Source organism: Undibacterium sp. RuRC25W (genome assembly GCF_049339825.1).
In the GTDB taxonomy this organism is placed as follows: domain Bacteria; phylum Pseudomonadota; class Gammaproteobacteria; order Burkholderiales; family Burkholderiaceae_D; genus Undibacterium.
Genome location: NZ_JBMPPD010000017.1, coordinates 56993 through 77498, shown reverse-complemented (window position 1 = coordinate 77498; position 20506 = coordinate 56993). Strand labels below are relative to the sequence as shown.

18 protein-coding genes are annotated in these 20506 nt (G+C 47.1%); 4 read left to right on the top strand and 14 right to left on the bottom strand.

All coding sequences use genetic code 11. The features are described from left to right. Positions 1-78: 78 nt before the first annotated feature. The 5 genes from ACO0KV_RS09840 to ACO0KV_RS09820 all read right to left on the bottom strand — a co-directional run bounded on the left by ACO0KV_RS09840 (position 79) and on the right by ACO0KV_RS09820 (position 4196). On the bottom strand, positions 79-2412 hold the full coding sequence (locus ACO0KV_RS09840) for a methyl-accepting chemotaxis protein (RefSeq protein WP_423042289.1): 2334 nt from the start codon (positions 2410-2412) through the stop codon (positions 79-81). A 56-nt stretch (positions 2413-2468) separates the two neighbouring features. Next, positions 2469-3053 carry a chemotaxis protein CheW gene (locus ACO0KV_RS09835; RefSeq protein ID WP_423042287.1) on the bottom strand — a complete coding sequence of 195 codons (585 nt, stop codon included), beginning with the start codon at positions 3051-3053 and terminating at the stop codon, positions 2469-2471. A 77-nt stretch (positions 3054-3130) separates the two neighbouring features. Continuing rightward, the gene (locus tag ACO0KV_RS09830; RefSeq protein ID WP_423042285.1) at positions 3131-3496 is read right to left on the bottom strand and encodes a response regulator transcription factor; all 366 of its coding nucleotides are present in this window, start codon (positions 3494-3496) and stop codon (positions 3131-3133) included. Positions 3497-3523: 27 nt separating this feature from the next. Continuing rightward, positions 3524-3925: a response regulator gene (locus ACO0KV_RS09825; RefSeq protein WP_423042283.1), complete on the bottom strand. Its 402-nt coding sequence runs from the start codon at positions 3923-3925 to the stop codon at positions 3524-3526. A 118-nt stretch (positions 3926-4043) separates the two neighbouring features. Then, a complete protein-coding gene (locus ACO0KV_RS09820) occupies positions 4044-4196 on the bottom strand; it encodes a rubredoxin (protein WP_423042303.1) in 153 nt (50 codons plus the stop codon). 164 nt (positions 4197-4360) lie between these two features. Here ACO0KV_RS09820 and thiD point away from each other — a divergent pair, with 164 nt between their 5' ends. Both thiD and hemL read left to right on the top strand, forming a co-directional pair. Next, positions 4361-5176 (top strand): bifunctional hydroxymethylpyrimidine kinase/phosphomethylpyrimidine kinase, encoded by an 816-nt coding sequence (gene thiD / locus ACO0KV_RS09815; protein WP_423042281.1) that lies wholly within the window; start codon positions 4361-4363, stop codon positions 5174-5176. 130 nt (positions 5177-5306) lie between these two features. Continuing rightward, positions 5307-6587, top strand: coding sequence for a glutamate-1-semialdehyde 2,1-aminomutase (gene hemL / locus ACO0KV_RS09810; RefSeq protein ID WP_423042279.1), 1281 nt, complete (start codon positions 5307-5309; stop codon positions 6585-6587). A 131-nt stretch (positions 6588-6718) separates the two neighbouring features. Here hemL and ACO0KV_RS09805 read toward each other — a convergent pair whose 3' ends face one another. Then, on the bottom strand, positions 6719-7993 hold the full coding sequence (locus ACO0KV_RS09805) for an amidohydrolase family protein (RefSeq protein ID WP_423042277.1): 1275 nt from the start codon (positions 7991-7993) through the stop codon (positions 6719-6721). Between the two features lie 191 nt (positions 7994-8184). Between ACO0KV_RS09805 and ACO0KV_RS09800 the strand changes: the two genes are divergently transcribed. Then, complete coding sequence (locus ACO0KV_RS09800; protein WP_423042275.1) at positions 8185-9192, top strand: LacI family DNA-binding transcriptional regulator; 1008 nt, start codon at positions 8185-8187, stop codon at positions 9190-9192. A 7-nt stretch (positions 9193-9199) separates the two neighbouring features. Here the strand turns inward: ACO0KV_RS09800 and ACO0KV_RS09795 are convergent, their stop codons facing one another. After that, positions 9200-9760 carry a YggT family protein gene (locus tag ACO0KV_RS09795; RefSeq protein WP_423042273.1) on the bottom strand — a complete coding sequence of 187 codons (561 nt, stop codon included), beginning with the start codon at positions 9758-9760 and terminating at the stop codon, positions 9200-9202. A 28-nt stretch (positions 9761-9788) separates the two neighbouring features. Between ACO0KV_RS09795 and ACO0KV_RS09790 the strand changes: the two genes are divergently transcribed. Further along, positions 9789-10790, top strand: coding sequence for a hypothetical protein (locus ACO0KV_RS09790; protein WP_423042271.1), 1002 nt, complete (start codon positions 9789-9791; stop codon positions 10788-10790). Between the two features lie 176 nt (positions 10791-10966). Here ACO0KV_RS09790 and ACO0KV_RS09785 read toward each other — a convergent pair whose 3' ends face one another. The 7 genes from ACO0KV_RS09785 to ACO0KV_RS09755 form a co-directional block, all read right to left on the bottom strand. Beyond that, entirely contained in the window at positions 10967-11089 is a 123-nt protein-coding gene (locus ACO0KV_RS09785) for a hypothetical protein (RefSeq protein WP_423042269.1), read from the bottom strand. A gap of 87 nt (positions 11090-11176) precedes the next feature. Next, positions 11177-12289: a ribonucleotide-diphosphate reductase subunit beta gene (locus ACO0KV_RS09780; RefSeq protein ID WP_423042267.1), complete on the bottom strand. Its 1113-nt coding sequence runs from the start codon at positions 12287-12289 to the stop codon at positions 11177-11179. Positions 12290-12409: 120 nt separating this feature from the next. Next, positions 12410-15328 carry a ribonucleoside-diphosphate reductase subunit alpha gene (locus tag ACO0KV_RS09775; RefSeq protein WP_423042265.1) on the bottom strand — a complete coding sequence of 973 codons (2919 nt, stop codon included), beginning with the start codon at positions 15326-15328 and terminating at the stop codon, positions 12410-12412. 593 nt (positions 15329-15921) lie between these two features. Continuing rightward, the gene (locus ACO0KV_RS09770) at positions 15922-17418 is read right to left on the bottom strand and encodes a sigma-54-dependent transcriptional regulator (protein ID WP_423042301.1); all 1497 of its coding nucleotides are present in this window, start codon (positions 17416-17418) and stop codon (positions 15922-15924) included. 2 nt (positions 17419-17420) lie between these two features. Continuing rightward, on the bottom strand, positions 17421-19172 hold the full coding sequence (locus ACO0KV_RS09765) for a sensor histidine kinase (RefSeq protein ID WP_423042263.1): 1752 nt from the start codon (positions 19170-19172) through the stop codon (positions 17421-17423). A gap of 21 nt (positions 19173-19193) precedes the next feature. Continuing rightward, positions 19194-19442: a PP0621 family protein gene (locus ACO0KV_RS09760; protein ID WP_423042261.1), complete on the bottom strand. Its 249-nt coding sequence runs from the start codon at positions 19440-19442 to the stop codon at positions 19194-19196. After that, positions 19439-20248: a cytochrome C assembly family protein gene (locus tag ACO0KV_RS09755; RefSeq protein WP_423042259.1), complete on the bottom strand. Its 810-nt coding sequence runs from the start codon at positions 20246-20248 to the stop codon at positions 19439-19441. Before ACO0KV_RS09755 ends, ACO0KV_RS09760 begins: the two co-directional genes overlap by 4 nt. Between the last annotated feature and the right edge of the window lie 258 nt (positions 20249-20506).

Genomic DNA, 20506 nt, shown 5'->3' with positions numbered 1-20506 from the left:
AACTCAAGAGACGATGAAACACGGTTCATCGTCTCGACATAGGATGGAACCGCTATACCAGGCTCCAAAAACTGAAAATCAGGCAGCCACACGGAAACGTGAAACGGAGTTTTTCAATTCCTCCGCCAACATAGCCAATTGCCTAATGGAGTCTGCCGTTTGTTGCGTACCGTTTTGCGTTTGCTCGGTGGCAGTCAAAATGTGTTGAATATTTTGAGCAACGCCATTCGCCGATGTCGCTTGCTGTTCAGTAGCAAGAGAAATACCTTGAATCAGTTCTGCGAGACGGTTAGAAACGCTACGAATTTCCGACAACGCAGTACCAGCCGCATCCGACAAACGTGCTCCTTCAACCACACCCTGCGTTGATTTTTCCATCGCGGCAACCGCATCATGGGTATCGGTCTGAATCGTACGTACCAACGCACCAATCTGTTTTGTCGCTTCAGCTGAACGTTCCGCCAAGCGCTGCACCTCTTCCGCAACGACCGAGAACCCGCGTCCGGCTTCACCCGCTGACGCGGCCTGAATCGCAGCATTGAGCGCCAGTACGTTGGTTTGTTCGGTAATGTCAGAAATCAGTTCAGTAATCTCACCAATCTCTTGGGAAGATTCACCCAGTCGCTTAATCCGCTTAGACGTTTCCTGAATCTGTTCACGAATCTCGTTCATACCCTTGATCGCATCTTCCACCGCATGCGCACCCTGCTCTGCCGCCGCGACCGACTGACGCGCAACTTCCGCTGACTCATTCGCTGAACGGGAGACGTCTGTAATTTCTGCCGCCATCGTCAGAACAACCTGACCAGCGTCGGTGATTTCACGGGATTGCTGTTCCGATGCTTGCAGCAGGTTGTTAGAAATATCCTGCGCTTCGTTCGACGCTGAAGTAACCTGCTCTGCTGTCTTGGTAACGCGACCAACCAGTCCGCGCAACTCTTCCACCGTGTAGTTAACGGAGTCGGCAATCGCGCCGGTAATATCTTCAGAAACCGTTGCTTGCACAGTCAAGTCACCATCCGCCACTTCCTGTAACTCATTCATGAGACGCAAAATCGCGGCCTGATTCTGGTCATTAGCAGCTTTTGCTTCTTCTTCCTGCTTTTGCGCTTGCAACATCTGTGAGGCAGCTTCCTGACGACGTTCATTCGCTTCTTTTGCTCGGTTACGACTATCTTGCAGCAGAACTAAGGCGATACCTACCGCGGCCAACAGCGCGATCGCACCAGACAACAGTAACAGCCAGAACGTCAAACTGATCGAATCTTGCTCTGACGTGTACGTTTTTTGCAGTTTTGCAAATTTCGTTTTTAAATCTTCGTTCTCAGTAAACACTAACTGTTCGGATTGTTTGGCAGCAATAAAATTCTGCAGATTACCCAAAATACTTGATACTGAAGCACGATAGTCTTCGAAGGATTTTTGCAACTCTTCCAGCTTATCGCGCGTATCCGCATCTTTGGTCATCGCCAGACGCAACACATCACTACCTTTGAGAAAACCATCAACGAGATCACGGAAAGTATTTGTGTCCTTGCCCAACAAGAAAGCCGTTTCAGGATTAACACCCTCAGAAGTCAAGAATTCATTCGCGCTGCGCCCCAGACGCTGGGTCAACATAACTAACTGACCCGATGCAGAAATTTCACGTGCTGAACCACCGCCTTGTACTTTTAAGGTTGAAATTTGTTCGGTCAATTCCAATAGGACTGGTGATAAAGAATTCAGTTTTTGCAGCGTTTCACCGAAGCCTGTCAGCTCTTTACGGCGCGCCAAGATAGTTTCAGCCGCTTTGTTCGAGTTTTGCCACGTTTTTGATGTATCGAGCAACGCACTTTCCTGGGCGGAGCTGGCTTTATCAACGTTACGCCCCTGATAGGTACCACCTTTGAGCAGGATGTTCAAATCGGAATTGATCTCTTTACGACTATCTTCCAATTGCTTAAAGGCTTCAACGTTACCCTGAATCGCATTCGGTGCAGCTTTACCGATACGTTGTGAGTGCATCAACATGTCACCCGAAATCTGGACCTGCGTCGAAATCAGGGCAGACTGACTCGCATTGAGCCAAACAAAGAACGCGCCCACCAACAATGCTGAGCCCATCGTCATCGACAAGACACGCATCTGCTGTTGCAGGGACATTTTACCAATAATTGGCAAACGGATATCGCCGCCTTTTTCCAGTGCGTCACCAATGAAGGTCGCATCTGCGCGTTGATCTTGGGCGACAACCGCTTCAATCCGCTGCGGCGCCGTAGTAGTTTCCGGTTCAGGACTCAGGGTTTTGATGTTGTTCGCTTCTTCAACCTGCGTGGAATCAACATGACCGAACGACCTTGCCGCAACTTCTGCCCCGTCTATTTCCGGATCATCTTTCCCTTTGGACAAGAACGGTAGCTTAAATTCCATTACTAAGTCTCCTAAACGAGTGACAAGCTTTTAGTGTTGCTTGAAATGCAATCTGACTATAAACCTATTTGTAAAAAACCCTGGTCTTGTACGAGTGCAGCCAGGCTGAGCTTATACCAGACATTCCCTTCACGATCACGGTACTGACTCTGTACCCAGGCAGGTATATCCGACGTATCTTCTGGAGAAGTGACTTCTTCCATTTCAGCGATATTACGTAAGCCGAGCACCTGGGATACCAGTAATCCGCTATTAAATGCTAAAACTGAGGCAAACGCGACAATCCTACAACTGCTATCGAGTTGCGTCATATCACGGCCTTGATACCGAGGTAAGTCAACGACGCTTGTTAAGTTTCCCCGGATGTTCGCCAAGCCAACATACCAATCTTTAGTCAGGGGCACAGTCGTCAGCGATGACGCACTGACAATTTCTCCGGACTCACGCAGTTCAAGCAAATAACGTACTTGCCCGACCATAATGCCCAATTGATTTACCTGAACAAACTCGCCTCGTTGAGCCGCTTGCATACGCTCAACCAACTGCGCCTGAAACTCACGCAAACGGGTGCGTCGCACACCGCTGTCAGGTTTGCTAACGTCCTGATTAGCCGTCACAGCGTCACTCAAATTCTGGGTCATGAAGTTATCCGGGAATTTCTAAAAATAGTCACGCAAAAACATCTACCTGCTCAATAAGCGCAGGTAGATCATTATCTTTAACCTAGAGCAGCGATTTTTGCCAACAATTCTTGCGGATCAATTGGCTTAACGAGATAATCACGCGCGCCCTGACGCAGGCCCCAGATTTTGTCTGTTTCCTGATTTTTACTGGTACAAATAATAACGGGAATGTCTTGGGTTTCTGGATCTTTCGCGATTGCACGCGTAATCTGGAAACCATTTTGACCTGGCATTACCACGTCCATCAAAATTAATTGCGGTTTATCTGCTTTGATCTTGGTCAATGCCTCTTCGCCGCTCTCTGCGGTTGATACAGAAAAACCGTTCTTTACCAAAACATCAGTCAGGAAATAGCGCTCCGTTGGGGAGTCATCTACTACTAAAATTTTCTGAATAGCCATTTTTTTCCTATCTCACGTAAAACTGAACTATTTACTATGCACATCGGAAGTGTAATTCCGCACAGTTTTCAGCAGACTATCTTTTGTAAAAGGCTTGGTCAGATATTCGTCTGACCCCACCATCGCGCCGCGCGCTCTGTCAAACAACCCATCTTTAGATGAGAGCATGATGACGGGCGTATCGCGAAATTTCGCACTTTTTTTAATCAGCGCACAAGTTTGATAACCATCCAACCGCGGCATCAAAATGTCGCAAAAAATCAAATCCGGATGAGAATCATTGATTTTTGCCAAGGCATCAAAACCGTCCTCGGCCAATACGATCTTATAACCGGCTTGCCCAAGAAATATCTCAGCCGATCGACGAATCGTACTACTGTCGTCAATCACCATGATTTTCAGGTTTTCGCTGCCCGCCACTATTGACATAAAATCATCTCTTTTCAGCAGAATTATCTCGATTCAGCACTGTAGCAAAAAATTATGTATCGGCGCTTATTTTCCGTGAATAAACATTTAATAAAAACAAAAAAATGCAAATCCGCGGTTAAATCGCAACCATTTCAAAATCTTCTTTACGCGCACCGCACTCAGGGCAGGTCCAGTTCATTGGAACATCGTGCCAACGGGTCCCTGGCGGAATTCCTTCATCGGGCAAACCTTGTTCTTCATCATAGACCCATCCACAAATTAAACACATCCATGTTGTAAACTGCTGTTGGTTACCAGTGTTATCACTCACGACTAAAACCCTTCAATCAAGTAAAATATTAGAACTAATGAATGAGATTTTAAAAACAACGCTAATCCCATCATTTGAAACGATACAAATCTATTAAAGCTGGCTATATTAATCTACCCAACGTGCAAAACCAAATTTCTCCGCTCATTCTAAGTTTCGGTGCATCAGACCCTGTGACTGCCACTGGCCTATTCGCTGATCTCGCCTCATTTGCGGCCATGGGCTGCCATGGACTACCGATCGTCACGGCCATCCTTACCGGTGACACAGCACAAGTTGATAGCGTACATCCATTAGACGCCGATCTAGTAGACGAACAAGCACGGACTATACTCGAGGACATGCCGATTGTAACCATCAAAATTGGTCAGATCGGAAGTGTAGACAATGTAACAACGATTGCCGAGATCGTCTCAGATTATCCTGAAATGCCGTTAATCTTGGATCCATTTAACAGCGCTGTCACCGAACAAATAAGTGATGCTGAAGATTTAACTTTGGCTATTCGCGAATTACTTATTCCACAAGCAACGTTGCTATTAATTTCTGCGGTCGAATTATCAAGACTGTCAGAAACTTGGAAGGAAAATATTGACAGCGAAGATCTGACCGCAGATGCCATGACATTGATTGATTCAGGATGTGAGTATGTGCTGGTCACAGGCACTCCGTGCACGAACGGAGAAGTTGCAAATACGCTGTTCAATGAGTCAGGCATCGTAAGAAGGGATGTCTGGCCACGGATTCCGGGTTCGTTTGCCGGTGCAGGTACGACGCTCTCGGCAGCCATTGCAGCATTGATGGCGAATGGACTGGAAATTCCCGAAGCGGTACTCGAAGCGCAAGAATTTGCTCAGGCAACGATCGCGCATGCGCAGCAATTAGGAATGGGGAAACTTATTCCTGATCGTTTTTTTTGGGCAAGAGAAGATACATAGCACAGGCACGGCAGAACACCATTTCAACAAAGCTACATCGACGTGAGATGCGTGCAACTGCCCGATTCCGATCCCGACAATGTTCGTCTCTGGCACCTCGTCATTCACACCTATACTCTGATCGCACCATATGACTAATAATAACGAAATACTCTTTACCCGCGCGCAAAAAACGACTCCGGGCGGTGTCAACTCCCCGGTCCGTGCATTCCGCTCAGTGGGTGGAACTCCACGCTTTATCAGTCGTGCCAGCGGTCCCTATTTCTGGGATGCAGACGATCGCCGTTATATCGACTATATCGGCTCCTGGGGTCCGGCGATTGTCGGTCATGCGCATCCGGAAGTGGTTAGCGCAGTGCAAACCGCCGCGGCACGTGGCTTAAGCTTCGGTGCGCCGACCGAAGGTGAAGTTCTGATGGCAGAAGAAATCTGCAAACTGGTTCCAGGCGTTGAACAAGTACGCCTGGTATCGAGCGGAACAGAAGCGACCATGAGCGCACTCCGCCTAGCGCGCGGCGCTACCAAGCGCGACAAAATTATCAAGTTCGAAGGTTGCTACCACGGACACGCCGATTCTTTGTTGGTCAAAGCAGGTAGCGGTTTGCTGACGTTTGGCAATCCTACTTCAGCAGGTGTTCCTGAGGATTTCAGTAAGCACACGCTGGTTCTTGACTATAACAACTGTGAGCAACTGGAAGAAGTATTTGCTTCTATTGGCGATCAGATTGCGTGTGTGATTGTCGAGCCAGTAGCAGGAAATATGAACCTGATTCGTGCCACGTCAGCATTTTTAGAAACCATGCGACGCCTTTGTACCGCGCATAGCAGCGTATTAATTTTTGATGAGGTGATGTGTGGCTTCCGCGTTGGACTGCACGGCGCACAAGCCTTGTATCAGGTTCAGGCTGATCTGGTGTGCATGGGCAAAGTCATCGGTGGCGGCTTACCAGTAGCGGCGTTTGGCGGACGGGCTGATCTGATGGGTCACATGGCGCCACTGGGCGGCGTTTATCAGGCCGGCACTCTTTCGGGTAATCCTGTTGCAGTTGCCGCCGGGATGACGACATTAAAAATCGTTCAGGAAGATGGCTTCTATGAAAAATTAACCGCACAGACACGCAAGCTGGTCGACGGTTTAAGCGCAGCGGCTAAAGAAGCAGGTGTTACGTTCTGTGCAGATGCCGTTGGTGGAATGTTTGGGATATATTTTGCGGCTGAAGTGCCGACATCCTATGCTGCAATGATGGCAACGGACAAAGAAAAGTTCAATCGCTTCTTCCATCTGATGTTGGATGCCGGTGTCTACTTGGCTCCCTCCGCATTTGAAGCTGGCTTTGTTTCTATTCAACATGACGACGCTGTCATTGAAGCGACCATTGCTGCTGCAAAACAAGCATTTGCGCAACTCTGAGGATCGCAGTCAATATCAACATAATATCCACATTCAGTCCTAAGATCTGACTGTTAATTCAAAGGGCTGACGAAGTAAGCTTTCTTCGTCAGCCCTTTATTATTCATCCACTCTTGATTCAATCAATATCATTACGATGTTCTGAAGTCCACCGCAAACTGCCCTCTTGGTAAGGAAAGTGTCGCAACCGGCTTTGGCGTTTCACTGATCACTTTTCCGCGACGTATCACATATCGTCGTACCGGACGTAAGCGCAGTGCTTCTATCGCGTCACTTGCATCCAGAATCACAAAGTCAGCATAACATCCTGGCGCCAACCCATAGTGCTCTAATCCCATGATTCTGGCAGGCGTAGAAGTGACAGCATCAAAGCACTGACGCATCGCTGACTGCCCCGTCATTTGAGCGACATGTAGTCCCATGTGCGCCACCTCCAACATATCTCCAGAACCGAGGCTATACCATGGGTCCATCACGCAATCATGACCGAATGCGACATCAATGCCAGCTGCCATCATCTCTGGCACCCTGGTCATACCGCGACGTTTTGGATAACTATCGTGTCGCCCTTGTAAGGTAATATTAATCAGCGGATTCGCAATCGCCGCGACACCTGCCTCCTGAATCAACGGCAGTAACTTACTAACATAATAATTATCCATCGAATGCATGGACGTCAGATGCGAGCCAGCAACCCGTCCTTGTAAGCCTAACCGTTGCGCATGAAACGCTAATGTTTCGATATGACGTGAAAGTGGATCATCCGATTCATCGCAATGCATATCCACCCGTAAGCCCTTTTCTGCTGCAAACTCGCACAAGATGCGAACTGACTCCGCACCATCGGCCATGGTTCGCTCAAAATGCGGTATACCACCAACGACATCAACTCCTATGGCAATCGCCCTTTGCAAATTGCTCAACGCATTTTTATTGCGCAACAAACCATCCTGAGGAAAAGCGACTAATTGCACATCGAGATAGGGCGCAACCTGACGTTTCACCTCCAACAATGCTTCGACAGCAAGCAAGCGATCATCACACACATCAACATGCGAACGTATTGCCAGCAAGCCTTTGGCAACAGCCCACTCACAATATTGCATTGCCCGCGAAATCAATGCCTCCTGTGTCAACGTCGGCTTTAACTCACCCCACAAAGCAATGCCTTCTAATAAGGTGCCCGATTGATTTACTCTTGGCAAACCATAACTGAGAACCGCATCCATATGGAAATGCGCATCAACAAAGGGAGTGGTCAGCAGATTTCCTTGGGCATCTAATTCGGGCAAGCCCGATGCGTCTATCTGCCGATCCAGACTCTCAATGCGTCCTTGCCGGATGAGGATGTCTATTCCGGTTCTACCATCGGTTAAATTTGCATTGCGTATAAGAAGATCATTCATACCGCTTTTCCTATCTCAAAGATAAGGCACTCTGAAGTACCTATTGCCCCATCTGAAGTGTAACCTGCTCTAGCGCAAAGATATGCTGAGCTAACACCTTTAACCGACGAATAGTCAAAGAACTTATGCAAAAAATTTAACCGCTTCGTCGTTCCTACGGCATAATCTAGCCACAGAAAGGCAGGAATTTTATGGCAACAATGAAGCAAGTCGCAGAAAAAGCCCGGGTCTCCACCACGACCGTTTCTCATGTTATCAATAATACGCGCGTCGTGAGCGAAGATGCGCGAGAGCGAGTACTGTCTGTCATTCAGGAGCTCCGCTACATCCCCAGCGCAGTCGCTCGCAGTTTAAAAAATGACCGTACTCATACCTTGGGAATGATGATTCCGAATAACTCCAATCCCTATTTTGCGGAGGTAATTCAAGGCATCGAAGATGCATCGTTCAAGCTCGGGTACAACATCATTTTATGTAACTCTTATGATGACCCGAAAAAGCAAGCCGCTTATATCCGCGTATTAATGGAAAAAAGGATAGACGGACTGATTCTGGTGTCATCCGGCACGGATGAAGATCTGACCGAACTATTAGCGAACGAAGGTATTCCTAAAGTCCTGGTAGACCGTGAAGTAGCAGGTGTTGTTGCTGATTTGATTGAAGCGGATCACGTACAAGGCGGCTACGATGCCACATGTTATCTGCTCGGACTGGGACACAAAAAAATTGCCTGTGTAGCAGGTCCAGAAACCTTACTGCCAAGTGGTGGCAGGGTCACAGGTTATCTTCGCGCTCTACAGGAAGCGGAAATCAGTTTTAATCCAGCCTACTTGATTCACAGTGACTTTACGAGTCAGGGAGGATTTAACGCCTTTCAAGAATTGCTTTCCAAAGAAGACCGACCAACGGCCATTTTTGCCAGCAATGATCTGATGGCGATCGGTGGTATCTGCGCAGCCAATCAAGTCAATGTAAAGATTCCGCAGCAACTGTCAGTGATTGGCTATGATGATATTGCTTTGGCTTCTTTCAGTACGCCACCACTCACCACCATCTCCCAGCCAAAGCACGCTATTGGTCAATTGACAGCGCAGATCTTAGTCGACCGCATTGCCCACCCAGAAGCACCGATGCGACGTGAAATGCTCAGATCACAATTAATCGTTCGGCAGTCCACATCACCTCCTGAACTGACCTAACGCTACATCAAAAAAAAGTCACCTTGGTCAGCAATTCCTCTTGCAGCGCAGACAGTACACGATTGATGACTTGCAACAAGATCAGTGCCACCATTGGCGAGAAATCCAGTCCGCCGAACGGTGGCACAAATTTACGAAGCGGTGAAAGCACTGGACTATTTAACGCACGGATAAACGGCGCAAAGGGTGCCTGTGGATTCACCCAACTAAATATCGCCTCCAAAAGCAGTAAGGCCATCAGACCATAGACGATCCATTGAATAACACGAAACAACGCCAGAATTGCGATCACCACAATAGGGAATCGCGCCAACAACCAAAAGTCGATGGCGATCGATACGAACGCCGCTAAGAAAACCGCAATCAAGCTCGCCCAGTCATAACCTCGAAAGCCAGGTACAACTCGACGGATAGGATGCACAATCCAATCGGTTAATTGAAAAATGGCCTGCGCCAAACCAATCGGCGGTCTGACACGCTGCACCTGCATCCAGAAGCGCAGCAACAAAAAACCAGCTAACAGACCAGTTACCGTATCAATAACAAAAGATAAAATATCGCGCAGCACAAGTTGTCCTTAAAAAAAAACCCACCGGGTGACGAATCACGCAGTGGGTATTGTGCCTGAATTCAATCAGGCGTCAAAGCATATCGACAATTATGCTGGACGATTGCCTGTAGGGAAAGGCCATGCTGCATTGGCGCTAACAACTGATTTAGCATCAGGTGTCGCTGCTTTTGCTGTCGCTTTTTTTGCCGCTGGTTTAGCTGCTGCTTTTTTCGCAGCTGGCTTAGCCGCTACTTTAGTTGCCTTCGCTGCTGGCTTAGCTGCTACTTTAGTTGCTTTTGCTGCTGGCTTAGCTGCTGCCTTAGTTGCTTTTGCTGCTGGCTTTGCTGCTGCCTTAGTTACTTTAGCTGCTGGCTTTGCTGCTGCCTTAGTCGCTTTAGCTGCTGGTTTAGCTGCTGCTTTAGTTACTTTAGCTGCTGGTTTAGCCACGGCTTTAGTTGCCTTCGCTGCTTTAGCTGCTGGCTTCGCTACGGCTTTGGTTGCCTTCGCTGCTTTTGCTGCCGGCTTTGCTGCTGCCTTAGTCGCTTTAGCTGCTGGCTTTGCTGCTGCTTTAGTTACTTTAGCTGCTGGCTTAGCTGCTGCTTTAGTTGCTTTAGCTGCTGGCTTTGCTGCTGCCTTAGTTACTTTAGCTGCTGGCTTTGCTGCTGCCTTAGTTACTTTAGCTGCTGGCTTAGCCGCTGCCTTAGTTGCTTTAGCTGCTGGCTTAGCCGCTGCCTTAGTCGCTTTAGCTGCTGGCTTAGCCGCTGCCTTAGTTGCTTTAGCTGCTGGCTTAGCCGCTGCCTTAGTTGCTTTAGTTGCTTTAGCTGCTGGCTTAGCCGCTGCCTTAGTTGCTTTAGTTGCTTTAGCTGCTGGCTTAGCCGCTGCCTTAGTTGCTTTAGCTGCTGGCTTTGCTGCAGCTTTAGTTGTCTTAGCTGCTGGTTTAGCTACTTTTTTAGCAGGCTTCTTTGCTGCTTCGTCTGGGGACGATTTTGGTGCTGTTGCCATTTTGTTTCTCCTTCGATCGAGATGGAAAAAATCAGGTGAAAATTAAAATCCGCTCTATCCTTTCAAGCGGATTATTCATCGGCACAAACATGACTGCTGTTTGCGCTAATGAATCCGGCACCGGCTGAACTGCTGCATTGCCTCAGTAAATGCAGCACTTTAGCCATATGATTTACTCTTCATATGTTGAATGAAAGTGGTAAACCAAAAAAAACGCCCGCATTACATGCCGGCGTCGGTATCTTTTTGCAGAACCCGCAGAGCACGACCAAAAGCCGCAAGACCCAGCACAGCCAGGAATTGCGGCACTAACAGTTCAAAGTAATTTAATCTAAGACTGTCCATTCAGTTTGGTGAGGCCTCTCGAGTTTTACATCTCGTGCAAACCGTGAGTATTCCTTTTCAGGAACCCGGGGCGCTGACTTCAGCTTGTTACTCCCAATTCAGGGCTCCGCCGGTTTGATACTCAATCACGCGCGTCTCAAAAAAGTTGCGTTCTTTTTTTAGGTCAATCATTTCACTCATCCACGGGAAAGGATTTTCTTCCTGCGGGAACAAAGCATCAAGACCAATTTGCTGTGCGCGGCGATTTGCGATGAAGCGTAAATATCCTTTAAACATAGGCGCATTTAATCCGAGCACTCCACGCGGCATTGTATCCTCTGCGTAACGATATTCCAACTCCACCGCACGCAAAAACAACGATTTAATTTCATCGCGAAACCCTGCGGTCCACAAATGTGGATTTTCCATCTTAATTGTATTGATTAAATCGATCCCAAAATTACAGTGCATCGATTCATCACGCAAGATGTATTGATATTGTTCAGCCGCGCCCATCATTTTATTCTGACGACCTAACGCAAGAATTTGTGTAAAGCCAACGTAGAAAAACAGCCCTTCCATCAAGCACGCAAATACGATCAGTGAGCGTAATAATGTCTGATCTGCTTCCGTTGTGCCAGTCTTAAATTCAGGATTCGTTAATACATCAATGAATGGGATCAGAAACTGATCTTTATCACGGATCGATTCGACTTCATTGTAGGCGTTAAAGATTTCACCTTCATCCAGACCAAGCGACTCAACGATATATTGATAGGCGTGAGTGTGGATCGCTTCTTCAAACGCCTGACGCAGTAAATATTGACGGCATTCTGGTGCAGTGATGTGCCGATATGTTCCCAACACGATATTATTTGCAGCTAATGAATCAGCTGTCACAAAGAATCCCAGATTACGTTTTACCAGACGACGTTCATCTTCTGTCAAACCATTTGGGCTTTTCCACAATTCAATATCACGCTGCATATTGATCTCTTGTGGCATCCAATGGTTTGCACAACCTGCCAGATATTTATCCCACGCCCACTTATATTTGAATGGTACTAATTGATTTACGTCTGTCTGACCATTAATAATACGTTTGTCGGCAGCATTAACGCGACGCGCAATATCTTCTTCACTAACAGCGCCAGGTTGTGGTTGTGGAGTCGCCTTCAATACCGGCGCTGCAGGAGCTACTTCTTCATCCCAAGATAACATTTATTTATTCCTTACAAAATTGGTTTTCGTATAAGTCGCTCAGCGATATCACTACGAAAATTCCTGAAAGAGCATTGGGGCTGAACCATCTGTGGTCGCCCCGTGCTCATTATTTAGCGCTTACTGACAGGCTTCACACTCTTCAAAACCTGCATCACCTGGACGCAGATAGCATGCTGCGCCTTCAGCTTCCGGTGCAGCCGCAACGTTTGATGCTGCTGGTGCTGCATTAAAACCAGTGCTTCCACCATCAACGGCAACAGCGTTCAACGCGCCTGTTTTAGAGGTTGATTTCTCGGTGTGGGTCGCACCAATCGTACGCAGGTAATAAGTCGTTTTCAGACCACGTAACCACGCCAGCTTGTAAGTCTCGTCCAGTTTTTTACCAGAAGCACCTGCCATATAAATATTCAGTGATTGTGCCTGATCGATCCATTTCTGACGACGTGAGGCAGCTTCGACCAACCACGATGGGCTGATTTCAAATGCTGTCGCATACAATTCACGCAGATCTTCCGGAATGCGGTCGATACGTGCAAGACTACCGTCAAAGTACTTCAGATCTGCGATCATGACTTCATCCCACAAGCCACGCAATTTCAAATCACGGACCAGATGTTCGTTAATTTCTGTAAACTCACCGGACAGATTCGATTTTACATACAGATTCTGATACGTCGGCTCGATACAAGCTGAAACGCCGATGATGTTAGAGATCGTCGCAGTTGGTGCAATCGCCACGCAGTTGGAATTACGCATACCGTGCTGTTTAATGCGATTGCGAACCACTGTCCAGTCCATTGTTTCGGAGAAATCTGCTTCCAGATAACCACCACGCTCGTCCGCCAGCATTTTGAGCGAATCTTGCGGCAGAATGCCGCGATCCCACAACGAACCTTTGTATGAGCTGTAAGTACCGCGCTCTTCAGCCAATTCTGTCGATGCTAGGTAAGCGTAATAGCACACTGCTTCCATCGATGTGTCAGCAAACTGCACAGCGTCCATCGATGCATATGGTACGCGCATCATATGTAAGCAATCCTGGAAGCCCATGATACCCATGCCAACAGGACGATGACGCAAGTTAGAATCGCGTGCTTTCTGTACTGCATAGTAGTTAATGTCGATGACGTTATCAAGCATACGCATCGCAGTACGGATTGTTTTTTGCAATTTAGCGTGATCGAGCTTACCGTCTTTCATGTGCGCTGGCATGTTGACAGAACCCAGATTGCAGACTGCGATCTCAGACTCATTGGTGTTGAGTGTGATTTCTGTACACAGATTTGAAGAGTGAACGACGCCCACGTGCTGCTGTGGAGAACGGATGTTGCAAGGATCTTTGAATGTAATCCATGGATGGCCAGTTTCAAACAACATCGACAGCATCTTACGCCACAGATCGAGCGCAGGGATTTTCTTGGACAGTTCCAATTCGCCAGAAGCCGCTTTTGCTTCGTAGCCAAGATAGGCTTGTTCAAACGCTTTGCCAAATTTATCATGCAAGTCTGGCACGTCAGATGGAGAGAACAGTGTCCAGTCACCTTTTTCCATGACGCGTTTCATGAACATATCAGGAATCCAGTTGGCGGTATTCATATCATGCGTACGGCGGCGGTCATCACCTGTGTTCTTACGCAAATCCAAGAATTCTTCGATGTCCATGTGCCAGGTTTCCAGATAAGCACATACTGCACCCTTACGCTTACCACCTTGGTTCACTGCCACTGCGGTGTCATTGACGACTTTCAGGAAAGGCACAACACCCTGTGACTTACCGTTGGTACCTTTAATATGGGCGCCGAGGGAACGGACTGGCGTCCAGTCATTACCCAGACCACCAGCATATTTCGCCAGCAACGCATTTTCTTTCAGGGCGTCATAAATACCGGCCAGATCATCTGCCACCGTTGTCAGGTAGCATGAGGACAATTGTGAGCGCTGTGTACCTGAGTTGAACAGTGTCGGTGTTGAGCTCATGAAATCAAAGCTCGACAGCAAGTTGTAAAACTCGATTGCACGTCCATTACGGTCTTTTTCTTCCAACGCCAGACCCATCGCTACACGCATATAGAACGCCTGCGGCATTTCAATACGGGTACCACGAACGTGCAAGAAATAACGGTCGTACAAAGTTTGCAAGCCAATGTAGCTAAATTGCAGATCGCGGTCGGATACCAAGGCTTTTGCCAGACGTTCCAGATCAAACTCAGCTAATTTTGAGTCGAGCAATTCAGCGGCAATCCCTTTTTGTATGAATTGTGGGAAGTAAGTAACATATTCTGCGGCGGCATCTTGCTGTGCCACTTCTTTACCGAATACTTCTTTACGGATCGTATGCAACAACAAGCGTGCGGTGACCAAGCTATATGCTGGTTCTTTTTCCATCAAAGCACGTGCAGCCAGGATTGCCGATTTGTGTAACTCTTCGACGGGTACACCGTCATACAGATTTTTTAGTGTTTCAGTAAGGATCGCCTCGGCATCCGCCAATTTATCCAAACCAACACAAGCAGCAGTAATCAGGGAACGTACTTTGTCGATTTCCAGTACAACACGCTCACCATCGATCAAAACATGAATCTTTGGCAGTTGTGCCTGGGATGCATGTTGTGCTTCGCGTTGCAAACGACGCTCCTCTTGGTGTTTTGCACGATACAGCACATAAGCACGCGCCACATCGTGTTCGCCCGAACGCATTAATGCCAGTTCAACCTGATCCTGAATATCTTCGATGTGAAAGGTGCCACCCGTCGGCTGACGACGCAATAACGCAGCCACGACCGTTGATGTTAATTGCTCAACCAATTCACGAATACGTGCGGAAGCTGCGCCCTGCCCACCATTGACTGCCAAAAAAGCCTTGGTCATCGCGATGGCGATCTTGGAAGGTTCGAATCCAACCACGGAACCGTTACGACGGATGATTCTGTAATCGTCATAATTGATTGTAGTCGTACCAGTCGGAGAACCTGCCACGCCGCTTAAGACGCCAGTTTCGATAAGGGATGTCGTTGATGTTTCAGTTGAAGAGTGCATTGAGCCTCCAGTGTCAGTTATATCTTGATACGCCGCGAGTCTGCTGGACAAACCATCGCTGCGCACGGGTTACGATCAGGTGTTGCGCATCACTACAAATAGCTAAACTCCGCTAAAACCAGCTAAAAGTTATGCTATTTCTTATTTTTTAAATCAATTGCAAATGTAAAAGGGAGAAAGAAGCAAGAAAGGTAAAACAAGAAAAAAACCACTACATATAGTGCGCAAATTTTGATTAGCCCTAATTCTAGTACCCCACCACACCATATGCAACCGCTATTTCAGTGTAAAAAAAAATTTATTTTTTACAAAATTAAGCGTCAGGGGAATTGACTTTCAAGAAGCCACAGAAATCCTTAGCAAATGGTGTAAGTGAGCACTAACGAAAAAAGTCACGGTACCGACCATTAGGATGCTGTCTCACCGTTAAATTCAATCTGACACGCCAAAAGATGTCACGCAGGGTAGGTTTGATCGTTGTTCACGTTCGCCGTTGCGGCTACACTTCATTGTGACCAAATGACAACGCAATATCGCTGTTTATCAATGTTTATGAATGTTTATGAATGTTTATGAATGTTTATGAATGTTTATCACTGTTCCTGAATTTTTAATTTCTGGATTTGATAACGTAGTTGACGGAAACTGACGCCCAACAAGTCTGCAGCCTGGGTGCGGTTATGTCCGGTTTGCTGTAGCGCTCTGCGTATCATCTCTGATTCGATACTGTCGAGAAATTCAGGCAAAGAAAACGGAAATGCTGGGCAAGGGAATGCATCAACGGGGGCGATGCCTAATTGTACCGACATCTCTATCTGCATCTCGGGCATCGTGGATATAGGCAGCAACTCTTTTGCCTCATCAGACTTGGCAGCGATGACAGAGTCAATCCGTGGTAACGCTGAGACAGGGACTTTTTTTGCTCCTTGCAATGCCAAATCATCGACTTCGATACAAGCATCGTTGGCGAAAGCAATGGCGCGTTCAAGAATATTTTCTAACTCACGGACATTACCCGGAAACGTGTAGCCAGACAACGCCACCAATGCAGATTCTGAAATGCGGATTGACTCAGCCGACAGTTTGCTCAGCAATGCTGTTGCTAAGTCCCCGATATCGTCAAGCCGCTCACGCAATGGCGGCAAATGGAGTTCAATCACATTAAGACGATAATATAAATCTTGCCTGAAGCGCCCTTCTGCAACGCACTGCGATAAATTTTGGTGAGTCGCACTGACAATCCTGACATCGACCGCTTCTTCTGCTGTTGCACCAACTTTGCGAATGCTCCGCTCCTGAATCGCACGCAGCAACTTCACTTGCATTGCCAGCGGCAGATCTGCAACTTCATCGAGCATCAGCGTGCCACCGTTGGCGGCCTGAAAAAAACCTTCCCTATCATCCGCGGCTCCCGTAAATGCACCTTTACGATAACCAAAAAACTCCGCTTCCATTAGAGCTTCCGGTATCGCACCGCAATTTACTGCGATGAAAGGTTGTTGTGCACGCGCACTACGGCAATGAATTTCTCTTGCGGCCAGCTCTTTACCACTACCTGACTCACCCGTAATAATGACGGGTGCCATGCTACGCGCGAGGCGGGCAATCTGATCACGTACCGTTTGCATACGTTCAGACCGGCCAATTAAAAACGAAGCAGGTAGTATTTGCGTCGTCTCAACAACCTGAGCACCTTTAACGGCAACCTCATGCATCTCCAGCGCAGAACGCACTAACTTACGTAACTGTTCCAAGGCAACTGGCTTCGACACATAGTCAAATGCGCCCGCTTTCAGTGCGATTACCGCGTTGTCCGCACTGCCGAAAGCGGTAATCACCGCAATAGGTGTGCTCTTATAGGTCGCATTGACTTCCGCCACTAACTCCATACCCGAGCCATCAGGCAGGCGCATATCCGTCAATACCAGTGAATAAGGTTTTTTTGTCAGATAAGAACGGGCTTGTGCAAGGTTCTCAGCACTATCGACGTCAAGCCCCATTTTGATGAGGGTGATTTCCAATAACTCACGTAGATGCGCTTCGTCATCAACGACGAGAATCCGGGGGCACGTGGTGTTTGCAGCACTCATGGTCATGGATTAAATTCAGAAAAATTAATGACAAACCTGCCACTTGGTTCTGGACTATCATGATCCAGACGATATTCGTAATCGAGCAAAGCGTGGTTATTCAAACATAATTCGCGCGCCATATACAGCCCCAGTCCCGTTCCCATTCTTGAGGTAGTATAAAACGGCTCAAATAGATGCGCTCTGACATCGTAGCTGATCGGTGGCCCATCGTCTTGGATATGTAACTCCTGACGACCAGCGCCATTTAAAAACGCATATAAACGGATACTGGCGGGTCTGCCACTGGCATAGCGTACGGCGTTCGACATCAGATTGGTGATAATTTCGATCAAATGTCCAGGGTCAAAACGAACCTGAAAATCAATGTCCTGACTGACAACAATGAGATCACTCTGCAACTTTTGCGTCTCAACAAAATCCTGTACGCACTTTGTAACGGCACTCATCAATGAGTATGGCGCAATATCATTGCGCGCCTTACGCGATAATTTGAGAATATCTTCGATCAACTGATTGAGGCGAGTAACGTTATCATCGACAATTTTAAGTAGGCGCTTTGCCTGAATTTTGTTGTCTTCGATATGTTCGATATCTTCGTTGAGTAACGAAGCTGCATAAGAAATCGAGGATAAAGGATTGCGTACCTCGTGCGCAATACTCGCCGTCAGCCGCCCCATCGATGCCAATTTTAGCTGCTGTGCTTGGTTTTCAATATCGGACACATCTTGCATAAAGAGAATGACGTATTCGCCAGCGGACTCATTGCGCTTCGATACGTTGACATCTTTCACTAACATCACACGTAATTTCAGGTGCGTGACGAACTGTTGGCGTTCATTACGGCCACCAAAACTACTGCTTTCTATACTCTGTTTGAGCATCGTTTTAGTATCGTCTACGTAGCAAGGAATCGATACAAAGGTGGTGTTATCTTCGTTGAGCCCAATGGCATTTTCAGCCTGATGCGTATGCATGTCAGACAATGCTTCCATCAATGTTCGTAATGCAACAATGTTAGATAGCTTAATCCCAATCATATCTTTGGTTAAGTTTCCACCGAGCATACGTTCAGCAGCGCGATTAATTTCAAACAGTCGACCAGTATGGTCCAGAACAAGTACACCGTCCCCCATGTCAGCAATCACAAGCCGATTAATTGCCTGCTGCATTGCCAACTCGTTACCGCGTTGTGTTGCTAATTTTTCTTGGCTGATTAAATTGCTAGCCAAGCGATTGACGACGTAGGCCACAGCAAAAAAAGAGGCGCCGAATAGACCCGCCTGAGAGATGATATTGCCGTCATTTAACTCAAATGACCGGTAAGCACCTTCAATTAATAACAACAAACTGACGATGGAGCAAAAGAAAAATGCCCATAACAATGGCGTCAGAATAGCAACACCAGCGAGCGGAAACAAAAATAGGACACTTAATCCACCTTTACCACCGCCCGAGCCAATATAAATCAGGGAAATAATAAAAATATCCCACGCTATCTGTGCCAGCAATTGCACGGCAAAATGCTGTCTATTGAATATTTTAAAGAGAGTAAAACAAATGCTCGTCAGCAGATAAACCAGACAGATATCTTGCGCCAGAACATGCGTATAAATCCAGACGCCTCTGAGGCTGTGCAGATTAAGCAAGAACAATAAACAGAGCGCGATGATGACGCGCGACACATTGAGCGTTTGCAAAGAACGCCAGAATGAAGGGGTAGGATCTGAGAAGTGAGCAAAAATGACCGACATATTCACGCGGTACTTTTTGATCTAATGCAAGTCAGCATGCGCAGTCGAACAATAAGACTGACTGCCACGTACAATCGCCTCGGAAGCTGGTAAATAGAGTTGGCAATGCGCACAACACACCATACTCTCCGTCGCTGGCTGTGCATCAGAATCTGCGGTTGCACCACGCCATTCTTGAGCAGTGTCAGATGGTGTCGACGGTGGCTTGGCTTTCTTGCGGATGGCAAGAACGACTAAAACGATCAAAATCAACCACACAAGTAACTTCATGCCAGACTCCGGTGTAACACGACTTCCAACACAAAGTGACTACCTACGTAAGCCAGCAACAAAGTCAAAAATCCCGATAAAGTAAAACTTAATACCGTCTTGCCGCGCCATCCACGCCAGTGACGACCTGCCAGCAAAACGGCAAATAAAAGCCAAGAAAATAACGAGAGGATAGTTTTATGATCCCACTTAAAGGCGACACCCAGCACTTGTTCAGAAAAAATGACGCCAGACAGCACTGTCATTGTTAATAAGACGAAGCCTAATGAAATCAATCTGAAGAGGATTTTCTCCATTTTCATTAAGGGTGGAAGATTATCAACGATCTGGTTTAAACGAGGACTCAGGGGTTTCGCGCGTAGTTTATGCAGATGTTTATCCTGCAAAGTCATCATCAACGCATGGAACGCAGCGATCGTCAGTGTTCCATAGGCAAGCAAGGCCACAGCAACATGCCAAGGGAACATCGTTGTTTTCCCCGCCAATGAAATCAATGCCCCTGGAAATAATGCCGGTAACACTGTTGCCAGTGCAACTGGGGGTAGTAACAGAAACTTTAAGCCTTCGAGGGAAAAATTACGATTTTCGAGCAAATAAACCGAGACCGTGACCCATAAAGCGGACGATAACATCACTGCAAAACCGACGCGCAGGGCATCACTGGAAAACACACTTCCCCACAATGTGGCGCCATGCAGCAGCCAAGCGAACACGCTCAAACCGGCGCCAAGCGTGCGCCACCGCGAAGGAATAAACAGCACCGCCAGATAAAGTGCCGCAGCTAAAAATGATAAATAGATTTGCATCACTCAAGTTTACACCATATAGCTCTTTTTTTTAAACTTGGATATCAGTCTTGACTTCCATCAAATAAAAAACGCATCAGTTCATCACTTTGGCTGATAAAAGGTGCATTCAAAGGTGCATTCTTCGATATTCTGTAAGATGTGTTGAAAGTAATTAACCAATTTAAGAGTTTTTTTGAGTTTTTTTGAACTTTTTAAACGATTAAGGTACTAAAAACGACACTTGCAGAAAGTATAAATAAACAAAAAAAACTGTTA

Coding starts and splice junctions, on each gene's coding strand:
- ACO0KV_RS09840 (WP_423042289.1), bottom strand. CDS start 2,412: ATGGAATTTAAGCTACCGTTCTTGTCCAAAGGGAAAGATGATCCGGAA.
- ACO0KV_RS09835 (WP_423042287.1), bottom strand. CDS start 3,053: ATGACCCAGAATTTGAGTGACGCTGTGACGGCTAATCAGGACGTTAGC.
- ACO0KV_RS09830 (WP_423042285.1), bottom strand. CDS start 3,496: ATGGCTATTCAGAAAATTTTAGTAGTAGATGACTCCCCAACGGAGCGC.
- ACO0KV_RS09825 (WP_423042283.1), bottom strand. CDS start 3,925: ATGTCAATAGTGGCGGGCAGCGAAAACCTGAAAATCATGGTGATTGAC.
- ACO0KV_RS09820 (WP_423042303.1), bottom strand. CDS start 4,196: ATGTGTTTAATTTGTGGATGGGTCTATGATGAAGAACAAGGTTTGCCC.
- hemL (WP_423042279.1), top strand. CDS start 5,307: ATGACTAATAATAACGAAATACTCTTTACCCGCGCGCAAAAAACGACT.
- ACO0KV_RS09805 (WP_423042277.1), bottom strand. CDS start 7,993: ATGAATGATCTTCTTATACGCAATGCAAATTTAACCGATGGTAGAACC.
- ACO0KV_RS09800 (WP_423042275.1), top strand. CDS start 8,185: ATGGCAACAATGAAGCAAGTCGCAGAAAAAGCCCGGGTCTCCACCACG.
- ACO0KV_RS09785 (WP_423042269.1), bottom strand. CDS start 11,089: ATGGACAGTCTTAGATTAAATTACTTTGAACTGTTAGTGCCGCAATTC.
- ACO0KV_RS09780 (WP_423042267.1), bottom strand. CDS start 12,289: ATGTTATCTTGGGATGAAGAAGTAGCTCCTGCAGCGCCGGTATTGAAG.
- ACO0KV_RS09775 (WP_423042265.1), bottom strand. CDS start 15,328: ATGCACTCTTCAACTGAAACATCAACGACATCCCTTATCGAAACTGGC.
- ACO0KV_RS09770 (WP_423042301.1), bottom strand. CDS start 17,418: ATGAGTGCTGCAAACACCACGTGCCCCCGGATTCTCGTCGTTGATGAC.
- ACO0KV_RS09765 (WP_423042263.1), bottom strand. CDS start 19,172: ATGTCGGTCATTTTTGCTCACTTCTCAGATCCTACCCCTTCATTCTGG.
- ACO0KV_RS09760 (WP_423042261.1), bottom strand. CDS start 19,442: ATGAAGTTACTTGTGTGGTTGATTTTGATCGTTTTAGTCGTTCTTGCC.
- ACO0KV_RS09755 (WP_423042259.1), bottom strand. CDS start 20,248: ATGCAAATCTATTTATCATTTTTAGCTGCGGCACTTTATCTGGCGGTG.